Annotated in this window: 15 protein-coding genes and 1 riboswitch; of the genes, 6 read left to right on the top strand and 9 right to left on the bottom strand. The window is 74.4% G+C overall.

Going from position 1 to position 15,722, the window contains the following annotated elements; translation table 11 throughout:
- Nucleotides 1-30: 30 nt before the first annotated feature.
- From ACGFX4_RS13785 to ACGFX4_RS13770, 4 genes are all read right to left on the bottom strand, one after another.
- Nucleotides 31-696 carry a response regulator gene (locus ACGFX4_RS13785; RefSeq protein ID WP_393072948.1) on the bottom strand — a complete coding sequence of 222 codons (666 nt, stop codon included), beginning with the start codon at nt 694-696 and terminating at the stop codon, nt 31-33.
- Nucleotides 693-1,907 carry a sensor histidine kinase gene (locus tag ACGFX4_RS13780; protein ID WP_393072946.1) on the bottom strand — a complete coding sequence of 405 codons (1,215 nt, stop codon included), beginning with the start codon at nt 1,905-1,907 and terminating at the stop codon, nt 693-695. The genes ACGFX4_RS13785 and ACGFX4_RS13780 overlap by 4 nt, the downstream gene beginning before the upstream one ends.
- On the bottom strand, nt 1,904-2,878 hold the full coding sequence (locus ACGFX4_RS13775; protein WP_393072944.1) for a hypothetical protein: 975 nt from the start codon (nt 2,876-2,878) through the stop codon (nt 1,904-1,906). Before ACGFX4_RS13775 ends, ACGFX4_RS13780 begins: the two co-directional genes overlap by 4 nt.
- A 97-nt stretch (nt 2,879-2,975) precedes the next feature.
- A complete protein-coding gene (locus tag ACGFX4_RS13770) occupies nt 2,976-3,596 on the bottom strand; it encodes a TetR/AcrR family transcriptional regulator (RefSeq protein ID WP_393072942.1) in 621 nt (206 codons plus the stop codon).
- Nucleotides 3,597-3,668: 72 nt separating this feature from the next.
- Between ACGFX4_RS13770 and ACGFX4_RS13765 the strand changes: the two genes are divergently transcribed.
- Nucleotides 3,669-4,055, top strand: a complete 387-nt coding sequence (locus ACGFX4_RS13765) for an ester cyclase (protein ID WP_393072940.1) — start codon at nt 3,669-3,671, stop codon at nt 4,053-4,055.
- Between the two features lie 27 nt (nt 4,056-4,082).
- On the opposite strand, the gene ACGFX4_RS13760 is transcribed toward ACGFX4_RS13765, so the two are convergent.
- A complete protein-coding gene (locus ACGFX4_RS13760) occupies nt 4,083-4,346 on the bottom strand; it encodes a DUF1876 domain-containing protein (RefSeq protein WP_393072938.1) in 264 nt (87 codons plus the stop codon).
- A gap of 167 nt (nt 4,347-4,513) precedes the next feature.
- On the opposite strand from ACGFX4_RS13760, the gene ACGFX4_RS13755 reads away from it, so the two are divergent.
- From ACGFX4_RS13755 to ACGFX4_RS13740, 4 genes are read left to right on the top strand one after another with little or no spacing between them, the layout of a single operon-like run.
- The gene (locus ACGFX4_RS13755) at nt 4,514-5,611 is read left to right on the top strand and encodes a CaiB/BaiF CoA transferase family protein (protein ID WP_393072936.1); all 1,098 of its coding nucleotides are present in this window, start codon (nt 4,514-4,516) and stop codon (nt 5,609-5,611) included.
- A gap of 34 nt (nt 5,612-5,645) precedes the next feature.
- Entirely contained in the window at nt 5,646-6,788 is a 1,143-nt protein-coding gene (locus ACGFX4_RS13750) for an acyl-CoA dehydrogenase family protein (RefSeq protein WP_393072934.1), read from the top strand.
- Between the two features lie 39 nt (nt 6,789-6,827).
- On the top strand, nt 6,828-8,042 hold the full coding sequence (locus ACGFX4_RS13745) for an acetyl-CoA C-acetyltransferase (protein ID WP_393072932.1): 1,215 nt from the start codon (nt 6,828-6,830) through the stop codon (nt 8,040-8,042).
- 29 nt (nt 8,043-8,071) lie between these two features.
- Entirely contained in the window at nt 8,072-10,237 is a 2,166-nt protein-coding gene (locus ACGFX4_RS13740; protein WP_393072930.1) for a 3-hydroxyacyl-CoA dehydrogenase NAD-binding domain-containing protein, read from the top strand.
- Between the two features lie 21 nt (nt 10,238-10,258).
- Here ACGFX4_RS13740 and ACGFX4_RS13735 read toward each other — a convergent pair whose 3' ends face one another.
- The 4 genes from ACGFX4_RS13735 to ACGFX4_RS13720 form a co-directional block, all read right to left on the bottom strand.
- Complete coding sequence (locus ACGFX4_RS13735) at nt 10,259-10,975, bottom strand: MerR family transcriptional regulator (protein WP_393072928.1); 717 nt, start codon at nt 10,973-10,975, stop codon at nt 10,259-10,261.
- A 154-nt stretch (nt 10,976-11,129) separates the two neighbouring features.
- Entirely contained in the window at nt 11,130-12,146 is a 1,017-nt protein-coding gene (locus ACGFX4_RS13730; RefSeq protein WP_393072926.1) for an isopenicillin N synthase family dioxygenase, read from the bottom strand.
- A gap of 280 nt (nt 12,147-12,426) precedes the next feature.
- Complete coding sequence (locus ACGFX4_RS13725) at nt 12,427-13,347, bottom strand: AMP-binding protein (RefSeq protein WP_393072924.1); 921 nt, start codon at nt 13,345-13,347, stop codon at nt 12,427-12,429.
- Between the two features lie 63 nt (nt 13,348-13,410).
- Complete coding sequence (locus tag ACGFX4_RS13720; protein ID WP_393072922.1) at nt 13,411-14,313, bottom strand: oxygenase MpaB family protein; 903 nt, start codon at nt 14,311-14,313, stop codon at nt 13,411-13,413.
- Nucleotides 14,314-14,391: 78 nt separating this feature from the next.
- A riboswitch (ZMP/ZTP riboswitch) is annotated at nt 14,392-14,477 on the top strand.
- Nucleotides 14,478-14,508: 31 nt separating this feature from the next.
- Here ACGFX4_RS13720 and ACGFX4_RS13715 point away from each other — a divergent pair.
- Nucleotides 14,509-15,678 carry a phosphoribosylaminoimidazolecarboxamide formyltransferase gene (locus ACGFX4_RS13715; protein WP_393072920.1) on the top strand — a complete coding sequence of 390 codons (1,170 nt, stop codon included), beginning with the start codon at nt 14,509-14,511 and terminating at the stop codon, nt 15,676-15,678.
- Nucleotides 15,679-15,722: the final 44 nt, after the last annotated feature.

The raw sequence follows: 15,722 nt of genomic DNA, 5'->3' as shown, positions 1-15,722 counted from the left end.
GCCGGTCACCCGGAGGTCACCCGGAGTCCATCACGGCCGCACGAAACCCGAGCGGTACGCGACGATCACCGCCTGGGTGCGGTCGCGGGCGCCGAGCTTCGCCAGCACCGAGGCGACGTGCGACTTCACCGTCTGCGCGCCGATCAGCAGCCGCTCGGCGATCTCCAGGTTGCTGAAGCCCGCCGCCATCAGCCGCAGCACCTCCCGCTCGCGCTCGGTGAGCCGGGCGATCCGGCGGGCCGTCTCGGTGTCCCCGTCCGCCGGGCTCCCGTCCGCCGCACCGGGGTCCGCCACGCTGCTGCGCACCGCGGGCGGGAAGAGCAGCGACTCGCCGTGCGCCGCCAGCCGGACCGCGTGCACCATCTCCTCCGGGCGGGCCCGCTTCAGCAGGAAGCCCGCCGCGCCCGCGCGCAGCGCCCGGTGGACGTGGTCGTCGTGCTCGAAGGTGGTCACCACCAGGATCCGCGGCGGCGGGTCGAGCGCGGCCACCAGCTGCTCGGTCGCCCGGATCCCGTCGACCCGGGGCATCCGGACGTCCATCAGCACCACGTCGGGCCGCAACTCCCTTACCAGCGGCACCACTTCGTCCCCGCTCGCGGCCTCGCCGACCACGGTCAGGTCCGGCTCCGCCTCCAGCACCACCCGCAGGCCGGTGCGCACCAGCCGCTCGTCGTCCGCCACGACGATCCGGATCATGCGGCGCCCCCGGTCGGCAGGACCGCCGCGAGCCGCCAGCCGGTGCCGTCGGCGTCCGGGCCGGCGGTGAACTCCCCGCGCAGCGCCGCCGCCCGCTCCGCCAGCCCGCGCAGCCCCCGGCCCCCGCCGGGTCGGCTGGGCCGGCCGGTGCCCAGGGGGTTGGTCAGCTCCAACTCCAGCCTCTCTCCCCGGCGTTCGATCCGCAGCTCGGCCTCGCCGGCTCCCGCGTGCCGCAGCACGTTGCTCAGCCCCTCCTGCACGATCCGGTAGGCCTCGCGGGAGAGCTCCGGCGCCAGCGCGTCCAGGCCGGGGCCGGTCCGGGCCCGTACCCGCAGGCCGGCCAGGCCGACCTGCCGCAGCAGCAGCTCCAGCCCGCCCCCGCCGAGCACCGGGCCGACCCCGCCCCCGTCCTGCTCCTCGCGCAACAGGCCGAGCACGGCGTCGAGTTCACCGACCGCGTCGCGTGCGGTCCGTTCGATCGCGGCCAGCGCCTCGGCGGCGAAGGCCGGATCGCGTTCCAGCACCCGGCCCGCCGCCGCGGCCTGGATCGCCACCGCGCTCAGCGCGTGCCCGATGGAGTCGTGCAACTCGCCGGCCAGCCGGTTGCGTTGGGCGAGCACCAGGGTGCGCCGTTCGGCCTCGGCGATCCGCTCGGCGGGCGTCGGCCCGAGCAGTGGCGGAGCGCAGCGGGCCAGCAGCGCGCCGGCCCCGGCGCTGGTCAGCACCACCAGGGCGGTGAGCGCCGCCGCGAGCAGTGCGGGTGCGGGCGGATGCGGTCCGAACCACAGCCGCAGGCGCTCGTCGTCGGGGCGGACCAGCAGGACCACCACCGCGGGCGGGACGGCCAGCGACATGCCCGCCACCACCCCGCCCAGGCCCAGGTGCAGGACGAACCAGAGCGCGGTCCGCCGGCGGGCCGCCCAGCAGCGGTCCACCACCGTGGCGAGCTCCCCGCCCGCGCCCGCGCACAGCGCCCGGGCCGCCGCCGACTCCAGCACCCGCACCACCGGCACCAGCGCGGTGACCGCGGCGGCCGGCAGCGCCAGCGGCAGGGCGGCGAGGTCGAGCAGCACCGCGCGCCGCGGCCCGTCGCCCGGGACCAGCGGGGTGAGCACCACCACGGCGAGCATCCAGTACGGCATCAGCAGCGCGCCGCCGAGCACCAGGTGCACCCACCGCAGGGCGGCCCGCCGTCCGATCAGTGCGCTCATCGCGCTGACTCTACGTCAGCCGCCGCGGATGCACGTTCGACCAGGGCCAGGGCGCCGACCACCAGCAGCAGCAGCCCCGCGGCGACCTGTGCCGCCCCGGCCAGCAGGGCCGCGGCGGGCAGGGCGTGGGCGGCGTCGCCGGCGCCGCCGAGGACCGTGGCGAGGAAGGTCCAGCCGCCCCAGCAGAACAGCCCGCCGCCCGCGGTCCACACGGCCACCAGCAGCGGAACCACCCGCCCGCCCGGCCGCAGCCGGAACACCAGTGTCAGGTGCGAGCCCGCCGCGCCCACGGCGGCCAGCGCCAGTACGCCCGACATGATCCGCCCGCCCCGGCCGAGGTCCGCCGCCACCGTCGCGGACAGCGCCAGGTCGGAGCCGCCCAGCCAGGCGAGGTGCAGCGCCAGCGCGGGCAGCACCAGGACGGCACCGGCCGCGGCCAGGGTCCGCTGCAGCGGCAGGGTCGCCGTCCCCGGCATCCCGCCGACCCGCCCGCCGAGCAGGGCCGCCCAGCGCTCCCGCCCGTACAGCGCGAACCCGGCCGTCAACGCGACCGCCTGCACCGCGAACCCGCCGTAGACCAGCAGGTACACCCAGGGGGCCAGCCAGTCCGCGCCCGGCCGGGCGGGTTCGGCACCCAGCATTGCGGCCGCGCCGATGTTCAGGACCAGTGCGACCATCAGCGGACCGAGCAGGCCGGTCGCCACCCACATCGGGAACGCCACCAGCCCGCCCGGCAGTCGCCGCCCCCACGGCCGGACGAAGGCCAGGGCCAGCGCCACCGCCGTCGCGTCCAGGCCGAAGGTCAGCAGGTTCAGCCACCACAGCGCGGTGGCCCCGGTGGGTGTGGAGTCCGTGATGCCGACCGTGCTCCCGCTCAGCCAGAGCAGCTTCAGGGTCAGGTACGGCGCGGTGGCCGCGATCGCGGCCGCGCACAGGCCGCGCCGCAGCGGGCCGGAAGGGGTGAGGTCCATGCGGACGACTCTCCCGCCGCGCCCCGGGCCGGCACGTCCCCCCTGGTCGGGATCCGCCTCCCCCGCACGGGGGAGCCCCCGCGCCCCGGACTCGTCCTCATCGGGGCCGGACGCCCACCAGGCGGACCAGGAACCGGTCGACCTGCTCGGCCAGCGGCGGCCAGCCGCGGTCCGGTTCGTTCACCCGCATCGACACCGCCCCGTGCACGGCGGCCCGCAGGTCGAGCGCCACCGCGGCCGGGTCGTCCTCGGGTGCCAGCCCGGCCTCCATGCAGCGGCGGACGGCCGCCTCGGTGCTGCGCGCCAGCACCTCCTTGAAGTGCAGGTCGGCGCGGCGGTTCAGGGTCGACTCGTGCAGCACCTTGTACAGGCCGGGGTGCTCGTGCGCCCATGCGCCCAGGACCAGGGTGCGGGCCCGCAGGCCCGCCGCCGGGTCGTCCGCCCGCTCCTCCGCCTGCCGCACGGCCAGGGCGAGGTCCTGGTGGCAGCGTTCGAGTGCGGCCAGCACCAGGGCGTCGCGGTCCGGGAAGTGCAGGTAGACGGAGGTGGCGGCCACGCCGATCGCGCGGGCGACGGCACGCAGCGACAGCGGCTGGTCGTCGCCCAGTTCGTCCAGCTGCCGGAGGGTCTCGGCGATCACCTCCTCGCGGAGGCGCTCGCCCTGCCCGCGCGGGTTGCGGCCGCGCGGCCTGCGTTCGGAAGGTGACTCGGCATCCACGGGACGTGATTGTATCCGGGCAGCCGTTGCCCTACAGTCGTAGCGCTACAGCTGTTCACATAAGGGGGAGTCATGTCGGGCACCGAGCTCGAAGCCAACAAGCGGACCGTCCTCGCCTTCTACCGGGCGGCCATCGACGAGAAGGACGCCGACGCGGCGGTCGGCCTGCTCGGCGACCGCTACACCCAGCACAATCCACGGATCGCCGACGGCGTCGACGGCTTCCGCGACTTCGTCGCCACCCTGCGCCGCGACTTCCCGCTCCTGCGCGCGGACGTCAAGCGGCTCGTCGCCGAGGGCGACCACGTCGTTGCCCACGTGCACGGAATCCGCGTCCCCGGTGGCCCCGGTACGGCCATCGTCGACATCTTCCGTTTCGAGAACGGGCGCATCGTCGAGCACTGGGACGTCATGCAGCAGGTCCCCGCGGAGTCGCTGAACCCGCACGGGATGTTCTGACGCGGGGCGCCCCGGTCGGCGGGCTGCTCAGAAGATCAGGCGGGGCTGTTCGTGGGTGTGGGACTCGATGCCGGTGGCGGCCTGGTCGACCAGGGCGTGGGCGAGCTGGGAGCAGGCGCGGGCGGCGGCCAGCTCCTCGCCGATGACGGAGTCGGGGCTGTCGTCGGGGCTGCGGCGGGCGGTCCCGGTGCCCTGCACGCCGGGGGCGCTGAAGCCGCTGAGTGAAGCGGTGCAGGTGGTGCGGGTGTCGTCCTCTTCGAAGTTCAGGTCGACGATCCAGTGGTTGTGCATCACGGGCCACCTTCCTCGCGCGAAGCGTCGTCAGCCCCAGAATCCGCCCGCCGGAGGCGCATCGCAAGGCCGGGGCGACCGGCCGCCCCAGGGCCTTGTTACCGGCCGGTCACTTCTCTATCATCGCCACTGTGACAGCTTCACTGTCAAAGACGGAGGACAGGGCGATGGGGCCGCTGGCCGGAGTGCGCGTACTGGAACTCGCCGGGATCGGCCCCGGGCCGTTCGCCGCCATGCTGCTCGCCGACCTGGGCGCGGACGTGGTCCGGGTCGACCGCCCCGGGCCGCCCGCGATCGGGCCGGACCCGGCGTTCGACCTCACCAACCGCAACAAGCGCTCGGTGCAGGTCGACCTGAAGTCGCCGGACGGGCCGGGCCTGGTGCTGGGCCTGGCGGCGCGGGCCGACCTGCTGATCGAGGGCTACCGGCCGGGCGTCGCGGAGCGCCTGGGCGTCGGCCCCGAGGCCTGCCTGGCCCGCAACCCGGCGCTGGTGTACGGCCGGATGACCGGCTGGGGCCAGGACGGCCCGCTCGCCGCCCGGGCCGGCCACGACATCGGCTACCTGGCGACGTCCGGCATCCTCGGCCTGATCGGCCCGGCCGACGGGCCGCCGGCGATCCCGGCGAACCTGCTCGGCGACTACGCCGGCGGCTCGCTGTACCTGGTGGTCGGGCTGCTCGCCGGCCTGCAGCACGCCCGGCGGACCGGCGAGGGCCAGGTGGTGGACGCCGCGATCGTGGACGGCGCGGCGCACCTCGGCGCGATCCTGTGGGGCCTGCTGGGCGCGGGCCAGTGGCAGGACCGGCGCGGCGTGAACCTGCTGGACGGCGGCGCCCCGTTCTACGACACCTACCGGGCGGCGGACGGCGGCCACCTGGCCGTCGGCGCGCTGGAGCCGCAGTTCTGGGCCGAGTTCGCCGCGCTGCTGGAGCTCGGCGAGGACGCGCCCGGGCAGTGGGACACGGAGCGCTGGCCCGAGCTGCGGGCCCGGATCGCGGACCGCTTCGCGAGCCGGACGCAGGCCGAGTGGACGGCCGTGTTCGAGGGCTCGGACGCCTGCGTGGCACCGGTCCTGACGCTCCGGCAGGCCGCCGCCCACCCGCACCTGGCGGCCCGCGGCACCTACACCGACCACGAGGGCCTCACCCAACCCGCCCCGGCCCCGCGCTTCTCCGCCACCCCGACCGCGCTGCGCCGCCCGCCGGCGAAGCCGGGCGAGCACACGGCCGAGGTGTTCGCGGACTGGGCCGTCGAAGCGCCGTGACCTCCCCCCGCGGGACCGACGAAAGGCAATCGCTGTGCAACGCGAGCTGTACGAGCCGGAGCACGAGGCGTTCCGGGAGACCGTGAAGGCGTTCCTGGCGAAGGAGGTGCTGCCGCACCACGACCGCTGGGAGAAGGAGGGCATCGTCGACCGGGAGGCGTGGCTGGCGGCCGGCCGGGCGGGGCTGCTGGGCACCGCCGTCCCCGAGGAGTTCGGCGGCGGCGGGGTGCCGGACTTCCGGTACGCGTCGGTGCTGGCCGAGGAGTTCGTCCGGGCGGGCGCCAGCGGCCTGGCGATCGGCCTGCACAACGACATCATCGGCCCGTACCTGACCTCGCTCGGCACCGAGGAGCAGAAGCGGCGCTGGCTGCCGGGGTTCTGCTCGGGCGAGCTGATCACGGCGATCGCGATGACCGAGCCGGGCGCCGGCTCCGACCTGCAGGGCATCCGGACGACCGCCACCGACGCGGGCGACCACTACCTGCTCAACGGCTCGAAGACCTTCATCTCCAACGGCATCCTGGCCGACCTGGTGGTGGTCGTCGCCCGGACCACCCCCGAGGGCGGCGCGCACGGCCTGAGCCTGCTGGTGGTGGAGCGCGGCATGGCGGGCTTCGAGCGCGGCCGCAACCTGGACAAGATCGGCCAGAAGGCGCAGGACACCGCCGAGCTGTTCTTCCACGACGTGCGCGTCCCCAAGGAGAACCTGCTCGGCGAGGAGAACGGCGCCTTCTACGCCCTGATGCGCAACCTCGCCCAGGAGCGCCTGGCCATCGCGGTGGCCGCGATCGCGGGCGCCGAGCACCTGCTGGAGCTGACCACGGAGTACGTGAAGCAGCGCACCGCCTTCGGCAAGCCGCTCGCCAAGCTGCAGCACGTACGCTTCGAGATCGCCGAGCTGGCGACCGAGTGCGCGGTCACCCGCACCTTCGTGGACCGCTGCGTCACCGAGCACAACCGCTACGCCCTCACCCCCGTGGACGCCTCGATGGCGAAGTGGTGGGCGACCGAGCTGCAGAAGCGCGCCGCCGACCGCTGCCTGCAGCTGCACGGCGGGTACGGCTACATGAGCGAATATCCGGTCGCCAAGGCCTTCACCGACGGCCGGATCCAGACCATCTACGGCGGCACCACCGAGATCATGAAAGAGATCGTCGGCCGCTCCCTCCTCGGCTGACCGACCAACCCCGGGCCAACCCCGAAAGGTATGCACCCCATGACGACCGAAGCGTACGTCTACGACGCGATCCGCACCCCACGCGGTCGCGGCAAGGCCAGCGGCTCGCTGCACGGGACCAAGCCGATCGACCTGGTGGTCGGCCTGATCCACGAGATCCGGCGCCGCTTCCCGTCCCTGGACCCGGCGGCGATCGACGACATCGTGCTCGGTGTGGTCTCGCCGATCGGCGACCAGGGCTCGGACATCGCCCGGGTGGCGGCGATCGCCGCCGGGCTGCCGGACAGCGTGGCCGGCGTGCAGGAGAACCGCTTCTGCGCCTCGGGCCTGGAGGCGGTCAACCTGGCCGCGGCGAAGGTCCGTTCGGGCTGGGAGGACCTGATCCTGGCCGGCGGCGTGGAGTCGATGTCCCGGGTCCGGATGGGCTCGGACGGCGGCGCCTGGTTCGCCGACCCGATGACCGCGTACGAGACCGGCTTCATCCCGCAGGGCGTCGGCGCCGACCTGATCGCCACCATCGAGGGCTTCGGCCGGACCGACGTGGACGCCTTCGCCGCCGAGTCGCAGGCGCGCGCCGCCAAGGCCCAGGCGGACGGCCTGTTCGACCGCTCGGTGGTGCCGGTGCGCGACCGCAGCGGCCTGGTGGTGCTGGAGCGCGACGAGTTCATCCGCCCGGGCACCACGGTGGAGACGCTGGCCGGCCTCAAGCCCTCCTTCGCGGGGATCGGCGAGGCCGGCGGCTTCGACGCGGTGGCGCTGCAGAAGTACCACTGGGTGGAGTCGATCGACCACGTCCACCACGCGGGCAACTCCTCCGGCATCGTGGACGGCGCGGCGCTGGTCGCGATCGGCTCGAAGGAGATCGGCGAGCGGTACGGGCTGACCCCGCGCGCCCGGATCGTCTCGGCGGCGGTCTCCGGCTCCGAGCCGACCATCATGCTGACCGGCCCGGCGCCGGCCACCCGCAAGGCGCTCGCCAAGGCGGGCCTGACTGCCGCCGACATCGACCTGGTCGAGATCAACGAGGCGTTCGCCGCGGTCGCCCTGCGCTTCGTCCGCGAGATGGGCTTCCGCGCCGACCAGGTGAACGTCAACGGCGGCGCGATCGCGCTCGGCCACCCGCTGGGCGCGACCGGCGCGATGCTGATCGGCACCCTGATCGACGAGCTGGAGCGCCGCGACCTGCGCTACGGCCTGGCCACCCTCTGCGTGGGCGGCGGCATGGGCATCGCCACCGTCATCGAGCGCATCTGAGACCCGGGAGACCTACCACCATGACCGACGTGACCGACGCAGCCGCCATCCGCTGGGAGCAGGACCAGGACGGTGTGGTCACCCTCGTCCTCGACGACCCGGCCCAGTCCGCGAACACCATGAACGCCGCCTTCACCGACGCCCTGGAGGCGACGGTCGAGCGGCTGAAGGCCACCGAGAACCTGCGCGGCGTGATCATCACCTCCGCGAAGAAGACCTTCTTCGCCGGCGGCGACCTGAAGCTGATCTCCGCCGCCCGCCCCGAGGACGCCGAGCAGGTGTTCGCCAACTCGATGCGGATCAAGCGCGCGCTGCGCACCCTGGAGACCCTCGGCCGGCCGGTGGTCGCCGCGATCAACGGCGCCGCGCTCGGCGGCGGCCTGGAGATCGCCCTGGCCTGCCACCACCGGGTCGCGCTGGACGCCCCCGGCTCGAAGATCGGCCTGCCCGAGGTCACCCTCGGCCTGCTGCCCGGCGGCGGCGGCGTGGTCCGCACGGTGCGCCTGATGGGCATCACCGACGCCCTGCTCAAGGTGCTGCTCCAGGGCCGCCAGTACCGCCCCGCGCAGGCGCTGGAGAACGGCCTGGTGCACGAGCTGGCCGCCGACCGCGAGGAGATGCTGGCCAAGGCCCGCGCCTTCGTGGACGCCAACCCGGAGGCCGTCCAGCCCTGGGACGTCAAGGGGTACAAGATCCCCGGCGGCACCCCCTCGTCGCCCGCGTTCGCCGCCAACCTGCCCGCCTTCCCGGCGAACCTGCGCAAGCAGCTGGCCGGCGCGCCGTACCCGGCGCCGCGGAACATCCTGGCGGCGGCGGTCGAGTCCACCCAGGTGGACGTCGACACCGCGATGGTGATCGAGGCCCGCTACTTCACCGAGCTCGCCTGCGGCCAGACCTCGAAGAACATGATCCAGGCCTTCTTCTTCGACATGCAGGCGGTCAACTCCGGCGCCGGCCGCCCGAAGGACGTCCCGGCCCGGACGGTGCAGAAGGTCGCCGTGCTCGGCGCCGGCATGATGGGCGCGGGCATCGCGTACTCCTGCGCCAAGGCCGGCATCCAGGTGTTCCTCAAGGACGTCACGCCGGAGGCCGCCGAGCGCGGCAAGGCCTACTCGGCCGGCCTGCTGGACAAGCTGGTGGCCCGCGGCCGGATGACCCCGGAGGCCCGCGAGGAGTTCCTGGCCCGGATCACCCCGACCGCCGAGGCCGCCGACCTGGCGGGCTGCGACGCGGTGATCGAGGCGGTGTTCGAGAACCCCGAGCTGAAGCACAAGGTGTTCCAGGAGGTCCAGGGCGTGATCGCCCCGGACGCGCTGCTCTGCTCCAACACCTCCACGCTGCCGATCGGCCTGCTGGCGGAGGGCGTCGACCGCCCGGCCGACTTCATCGGCCTGCACTTCTTCTCGCCGGTCGACAAGATGCCGCTGGTCGAGATCATCGTCGGCCCGCAGACCGGCCGGGAGGCGCAGGCCCGCGCCTTCGACCTGGTCCGGCAGATCGCCAAGACGCCGATCGTGGTGAACGACTCCCGGGGCTTCTTCACCTCCCGGGTGATCGGCCAGTTCATCAACGAGGGCGTGGCGATGATCGGCGAGGGCCTCGACCCGGTCTCGGTCGAGCAGGCGGCCGCCCAGGCCGGCTACCCGGCCAAGGTGCTCTCGCTGCTGGACGAGCTGACCCTGACCCTGCCGCGCAAGATCCGCAACGAGTCGAAGCTCGCCGTCGAGGCGGCCGGCGGCACCTGGCACACCCACCCCGGCGAGGTGGTGATGGACCGGATGCTGGACGAGTTCGACCGCCCCGGCCGCAGCGGCGGCGCCGGCTTCTACGAGTACCAGGACGGCCGCCGCACCCGGCTCTGGCCGGGCCTGCGCGAGCACTTCGCGGTGCCCGGCAAGGAGATCCCGTTCGAGGACATGAAGGAGCGGATGCTCTTCGCCGAGGCGCTGGACTCCGTCCGCTGCCTGGACGAGAACGTCCTCACCTCGGTCGCCGACGCCAACGTCGGCTCCGTCCTCGGCATCGGCTTCCCGGCCTGGACCGGCGGCGTGCTCCAGTACATCAACGGCTACGACAGCGGGCTGCCGGGCTTCGTCGCCCGGGCCCGGGAGCTGGCGGCCGCGTACGGCGAGCGCTTCGAGCCGCCGGCGACGCTGGTGCGGATGGCCGAGGAGGGCGCGACCTTCCGCGACTGACGCCCGGAGCGGGCCGCCCGGTCACTCCGGCCGGGCGGCCAGCTCCTCGGCGAGCGAGCGCTGGAAGGCGGTCACCAGGGCCTGCACCACCATCGGCTGGATCCGGTCGGTGAGCGCCTTCATCCGCTCCAGCTCCTCCGGCGCGGGGGAGCTCTCCCGGTACGGCTTCCACACCGTCTCGCGGAACAGCCGGTGCAGGTCGTGCGCGGTGGCCTGGCTGTGCAGCCGCACCACCGCGCGGGCCGCGACCAGGGTCTCCAGCGGGATCGGCACGTCCAGCACCTGGACGCCGAGCGGCAGCAGCCCGGGCTCGATCTTGAAGACGTCCGGGTCGGCGGTGCGGTGCAGCGCACCCATCGCGGCCAGGTTGTCCAGGTCGGCGTCGGACAGCGTGCGCCCGGTGCGGCGCTCCAGCTGCTCCCGGGTGGCCTCCTCGGCGCTCTCCGGGGTCCAGGAGGCCACCAGGGCGCGGTGGATCGCCAGGTCGAGGGAGTTGATGTCGGCCGGGAGCTGGGCCAGGTAGCGCTCGATCGCGGCGAGCGTGAGGCCCTGGCGCTGCAGCTCCTCGATCAGCTCCAGCCGGCCCAGGTGCTCGGGGCCGTAGAGGCCGACCCGGCGCGGGCCGAGCTCGGGCGGGGGCAGCAGGCCCTTGGTGGCGTAGAAGCGCAGCGTCCGCACGGTCACCCCGGCCCGGGCGGCCAGTTCGTCGACGGTCAGCCGGGTCGGCGCCTCGTTCAAATGCCCAACTCCCCGTGCCCGAACGCCCGAACCTTGGTGCAGCAGTCTTGCTGTGACAGCGTCAGTGTGACACCGTCGCAGTGCGGCAGTCCACTCCCAGACCGGCCGTCCCGGACCGGGGAGAGCGCCCGGGACGGCCGCCTGGGCGGCGGGGTCAGAGCGGCAGCAGTTCCGCGTGGTGCCGCCGGGTCACCTCGGGGTGGGCGCGCAGGTAGCCCTTGAGCTCGTTGCGGCCGAACTCGGCGTACAGCGGGTTGGCCGGGTCGGCGGTGGCGCCGGGCGCGTGGTGGGCGTGCGGGAATTCCAGCGGCTCGATGTGCGCGTCCAGGCGCGGGTTGTAGAAGAACGGCACCGAGAAGCGCTCGCGGGCCCCGGGCGGGCTGATCACCCGGTGGCTGGTGGCCTTCAGGTAGCCGTCGGTGGCGACCTCCAACAGCTCGCCCAGGTTGACCACGAAGGCGCCCTCCATCGGCGGCACGTCCAGGAACGAGCCGTCCGGGCGGGCCACCTGCAGGCCGCCCACGGTGTCCTGCAGCAGCAGGGTGATGAAGCCGTAGTCCTTGTGGGTGCCCACGCCCTGCCCGGCGCCGTCCGGTGCGGTGCCCGGGTAGCGGACCAGCTTCAGCCGCAGGTGCGGGTGCCCGGCGAAGGCCTCGTCGTAGAAGTCCGGGTCGGCGCCGATCGAGGCCAGCAGCTCGTGCAGCAGCCGGTCGGCGACCGCGCTCAGCCGGTCGATCCAGTTCAGTGCGGCGGCGCGCAGCTCGGGCAGCGCCGCGGGCCACTGGTTGGGGCCCTCCAGCCACCAGTACGGGGGCTCGCCGGGGCCGGGGACGTGCGGCGGCCGCTCGGCGCCGATGTCCAGCTGGTCGCGCCAGTCCTGGCTGCCGCCGGTGCGCTCGTCGCCGGTCCTGGTGTAGCCGCGGAAGTGCGGGGAGTTCAGGTTGCTCACCGCCAGCCGGTCGGCCTCGGGGAGCTCGAAGAAGGCGCGCATCGCGTCGGTGAGGGCGGTGGTCTCCGCCTTGGTGACGCCGTGGCCGGTCAGCTGGAAGAAGCCGACATCGGTGGCGGCGGCCCGCAGGGCGTCGTGCAGGCGGGTCCGGTCCTCGGGGGTGCCGTCGGCGAGCGACAGGTCGATCACGGGGAGGCCGGTGGAACGGGACTGCTGCGTCATGGGTGACATCCGCGAAGGTCGGTGCCCCGGCGGAGCCCGGCGGTCGCCGGGGTCGCTGCCGCAGCCGCCGCCGGGTCGGGCGGTCGGGCGGAGCCGGGGAGCAGGGTGTGTGCCCACAGGAGAGGGGCGGGGAAGGGAAGGAACGAGGTCAGCCGGAGCGTCGACAGGACATGCTCGTGACGCGGAGCAGGTCCACGTGGCGACGGCTGACGAGTATGAGCACGTCACCAGAGTAGAGGACCGTCCCGGGGGCGGGCGAACACCCGTCCGGCCGCCCCGGTCACCGGGCGAGGGCCCGGGCGGCCAGGTCCCGCAGCTCGGTCTTGCGGACCTTGCCGCCGGCCGTCAGCGGGAAGCCCGGCACCACCCGCAGGTACCGGGGCGTCTTGTCGTGCGCGAGCCGGCCCCGGCAGAACGCGGCCGGCTCCTCGATGTCCAGCGCGGCGGCCGGGTCGCGGAGCACCACGAAGGCGCAGACCTCCTCGCCGAGGTGCTCGTCCGGTACCCCGACGACCTGCACGTCCGCGATCGCCGGGTGGGTGTGCAGGAACTCCTCGACCTCCCGCGGGTAGACGTTCTCGCCGCCGCGGATGATCACGTCCTTGATCCGGCCGACCACCGCCAAATAACCGTCGGAGCGCATCACCGCCAGGTCGCCGGTGTGCATCCAGCCGTCCGGGTCCACCGCCTCGGCGGTGCGCTCCGGCTCCTCCAGCAGCCGGTGCCGGCCCGGTTCGCCGATCCACACCGCCTCGCGCAGCGCCGGGCAGTCGGTCGCGGCCTCGGCGGCCATCGCGCGGTGGTCGCCGTCCCGGTACGAGGGCTGCGCCACCAGCACCGAGACGCCCGCCCGGCGCAGCACGTACGCCGGCTCCCGGGTGCGGTACGCCGGGTCGACGCTGACCAGGACGGCCCCGAGCCGGGCCGTCGCGTACTGGGTGAGCACCCACTCCGGGCAGTTCGCCGCCCAGACGGCGACCCGGTCGCCCGGCCGCACCACGAGCGCCCGCAGGCCGCGGGCCGGCCGGTCCACGTCGGCGGCCGGCGCGGACCAGGTCCAGCGCCGCCCGGTCTCCACGTCGACCAGCGCCTCCCGGTCGGGGAAGGCCAGGGCGGTGCGGTCCAGCCGGGCGCGGATCGTCTCGGCCGGCGGCGCGGGCTCGTCGTCGCCGTGCTCCTCGGACAGCTGCTGCTCGGCCACCGCCACCGCCTCCACTCGGATCCGCGTCGCGCCCGACCAGGCTTGGCCAAGTGCGACGGATCGTCAAGAGTGCGCGCCGGGCGGGTCCTCGGCCTGCGCGTGCGGGAACGGGCAGCCACCCGGACGGCCGTCCTCGAAGGTGCCCAGCTCACTGATCCGGTAGCCGTTCGGGTAGCCGCGCACCTGCCGCCCGTCCCGGGCCAGGCTGGGCCGGCGGCGCGGCGGCAGCAGCCGCACGAACCGCCCGCGCAGCCGCATCCCCGCGCGCGCCGCGAAGCGCAGCGCCGCGGGCGGGCGCGGGTAGCCGAACGCCTCCCGCAGCGGGTCGTCCAGCAGGCACAGCGAGGCGTACCGCATCGCCGCGCCGAGCGGCCGCGGGTACCAGCTCGCGGTCAGGTCCAGGGTGGCGTCCGAGACGTCCCGCCCGCCCCGGTCGAAGGCGAAGTGGGCCCGCTCGTAGCCGTCCAGCAGCCGCTCGAACTCCTGGTACGTCTCCGGGACGTCGCGCAGCCCCATCCGGCGCCCCAGCTCCCGGTAGTAGTTGACCGAGGCCCGCACCTCGACGGGGGAGTACGGGCGCCAGCCGAACTCGTCCAGCCAGCGCTTGGGCACCACCACGAAGGTGGACAGCACGTAGACGAAGTCCTCGTTCGTGATCTCGTACCGGCGGTGCATCCGGTTCATCCGGCGCACCGCCTCCCGGCCCTGCTCGGAGTCGAAGCCGTGCTCGACCACCGCCTCCAGGATCAGCACCGTGTCGTCGTACCGCTTCTGGGTGCGCGCGGTGAACTCGCCGGTCTGCGCCAGCAGTCGGCCGATCGACGGCACCGCGTAGGTGCGGTACAGCGCGAAGCCGAGCGCCTGCGTGGTGTCCCACGGGAACTCGTACTGGCTGCTGATCCGGTAGATCTCGGTGTACTCGGTCTCCGGATCGAGCTGCCGGATCCGCTCCAGGTGACGAGCCATCACCAGCCCCCTCTGCTGCGCGCGGCCGCCCCGGGCGGACGGCCGCAGCGACTGTACCGGCGCCGGGCGCTGTACGCTGGCCGCGGCCGCGACTGGCGAAGGTGGACCACCACCGGGGAACGGCCGTGACACCGACGCGAGCGCCGACCGCCTGGGCGCCTCCGTCAGCGACCCACCGCTGAGGAGGCCCGGCCCGTGAACCCCCCGTCCACCGCCATACCGCTGCGCCACGGCACCAACCCGCACCAGCGCGCGTCCCACGCCGTCCCGGTCGCCGAGGACCGGATGCCGATCCGGGTGCTGAACGGCGAACCCTCGTACATCAACCTGCTGGACGCCCTCAACGCCTGGCAGCTCGTCCAGGAGGCCGCCCGCACCCTCGGCCGGCCCGCCGCCGCGTCCTTCAAGCACGTCTCACCCGCCGGCGCCGCCCTCGCCGGCCCCCTCGACGCGGTCACCGCCGAGCTGCACGGCCTCACCGGCACCGCCACCGGCCCGCTCGCCTCCGCCTACCTGCGCGCCCGCGACGCCGACCCCAAGTCCTCCTACGGCGACCTCGCGGCCGTCTCCCACCCCGTCGACGCCGAACTCGCCGAACTGCTCGGCGGACTCGTCTGCGACGGTATCGTCGCCCCCGGCTACGAACCCGGCACCGCCGCGCGGCTCGCCCGCAAGAAGAACGGCCGCTTCCTGGTCGTCGAGGCCGACCCCGACTACACCCCGCCGGTCTGGGAGGCCCGCGAGGTGCACGGCCTGCGCCTCACCCAGGAGCGCGACCGCACCCCCGTCACCGCCGAGCTGCTCGACGGACCCGACCTCCCCCCGCAGGCCCTGGAGGACGTCCTGCTCGGCCTGGTCACCTTGCGCTACACCCAGTCCAACTCGGTCTGCTACGTCCGCGGCGGCCAGACCCTCGGCATCGGTGCCGGCCAGCAGTCCCGGGTCGACTGCACCCGCCTCGCCGGCGCCAAGACCGACACCTGGTGGCTGCGCCGCCACCCCGCCGTCCGCGCCCTCGCCTTCCGCCCCGAGGTCCGCCGCCAGGAACGCATCAACTGGCGGATCCGCCACCTCGAAGGCGACCTCACCCCCGACGAGCACACCCGCCTCGCCGCCGCCCTCACCGCTCCCGCCGGCGAACTCACCGCCGCCGACCGCCGCGCCTGGCTCGCCCGGCTCACCGGCGTCGCCTTCGTCTCCGACGGCGCCCTGCCCTTCCGCGACAACGTCGACCACGCCCACCGCCGCGGCGTCACCACCATCGCCGAACCCGGCGGCTCCGTCCGCTCCGCCGAGGTCGCCGCCGCCTGCGCGGACCTCGGCATCACCCTCACCCGCACCTCCCTGCGCCTCTTCCACCACTGAGCGCGGCGCTGTCACCGGCGGCTGGGATGATCACCCCCGGTCGA

The organism is Kitasatospora sp. NPDC048365 (genome assembly GCF_043200835.1).
GTDB lineage: Bacteria > Actinomycetota > Actinomycetes > Streptomycetales > Streptomycetaceae > Kitasatospora > Kitasatospora terrestris.
The sequence above is the reverse complement of the archived record's forward strand: the minus strand, read 5'-3'. Positions and strand labels throughout refer to the sequence as shown.

Bases quoted from the DNA above. Each gene is read 5' to 3' on its own strand.
- ACGFX4_RS13765 (WP_393072940.1), top strand. From the start codon at position 3,669: ATGTCGGGCACCGAGCTCGAAGCCAACAAGCGGACCGTCCTCGCCTTC.
- ACGFX4_RS13755 (WP_393072936.1), top strand. From the start codon at position 4,514: ATGGGGCCGCTGGCCGGAGTGCGCGTACTGGAACTCGCCGGGATCGGC.
- ACGFX4_RS13745 (WP_393072932.1), top strand. From the start codon at position 6,828: ATGACGACCGAAGCGTACGTCTACGACGCGATCCGCACCCCACGCGGT.
- ACGFX4_RS13730 (WP_393072926.1), bottom strand. From the start codon at position 12,146: ATGACGCAGCAGTCCCGTTCCACCGGCCTCCCCGTGATCGACCTGTCG.
- ACGFX4_RS13760 (WP_393072938.1), bottom strand. From the start codon at position 4,346: ATGCACAACCACTGGATCGTCGACCTGAACTTCGAAGAGGACGACACC.
- ACGFX4_RS13775 (WP_393072944.1), bottom strand. From the start codon at position 2,878: ATGGACCTCACCCCTTCCGGCCCGCTGCGGCGCGGCCTGTGCGCGGCC.
- ACGFX4_RS13780 (WP_393072946.1), bottom strand. From the start codon at position 1,907: ATGAGCGCACTGATCGGACGGCGGGCCGCCCTGCGGTGGGTGCACCTG.
- ACGFX4_RS13785 (WP_393072948.1), bottom strand. From the start codon at position 696: ATGATCCGGATCGTCGTGGCGGACGACGAGCGGCTGGTGCGCACCGGC.
- ACGFX4_RS13720 (WP_393072922.1), bottom strand. From the start codon at position 14,313: ATGGCTCGTCACCTGGAGCGGATCCGGCAGCTCGATCCGGAGACCGAG.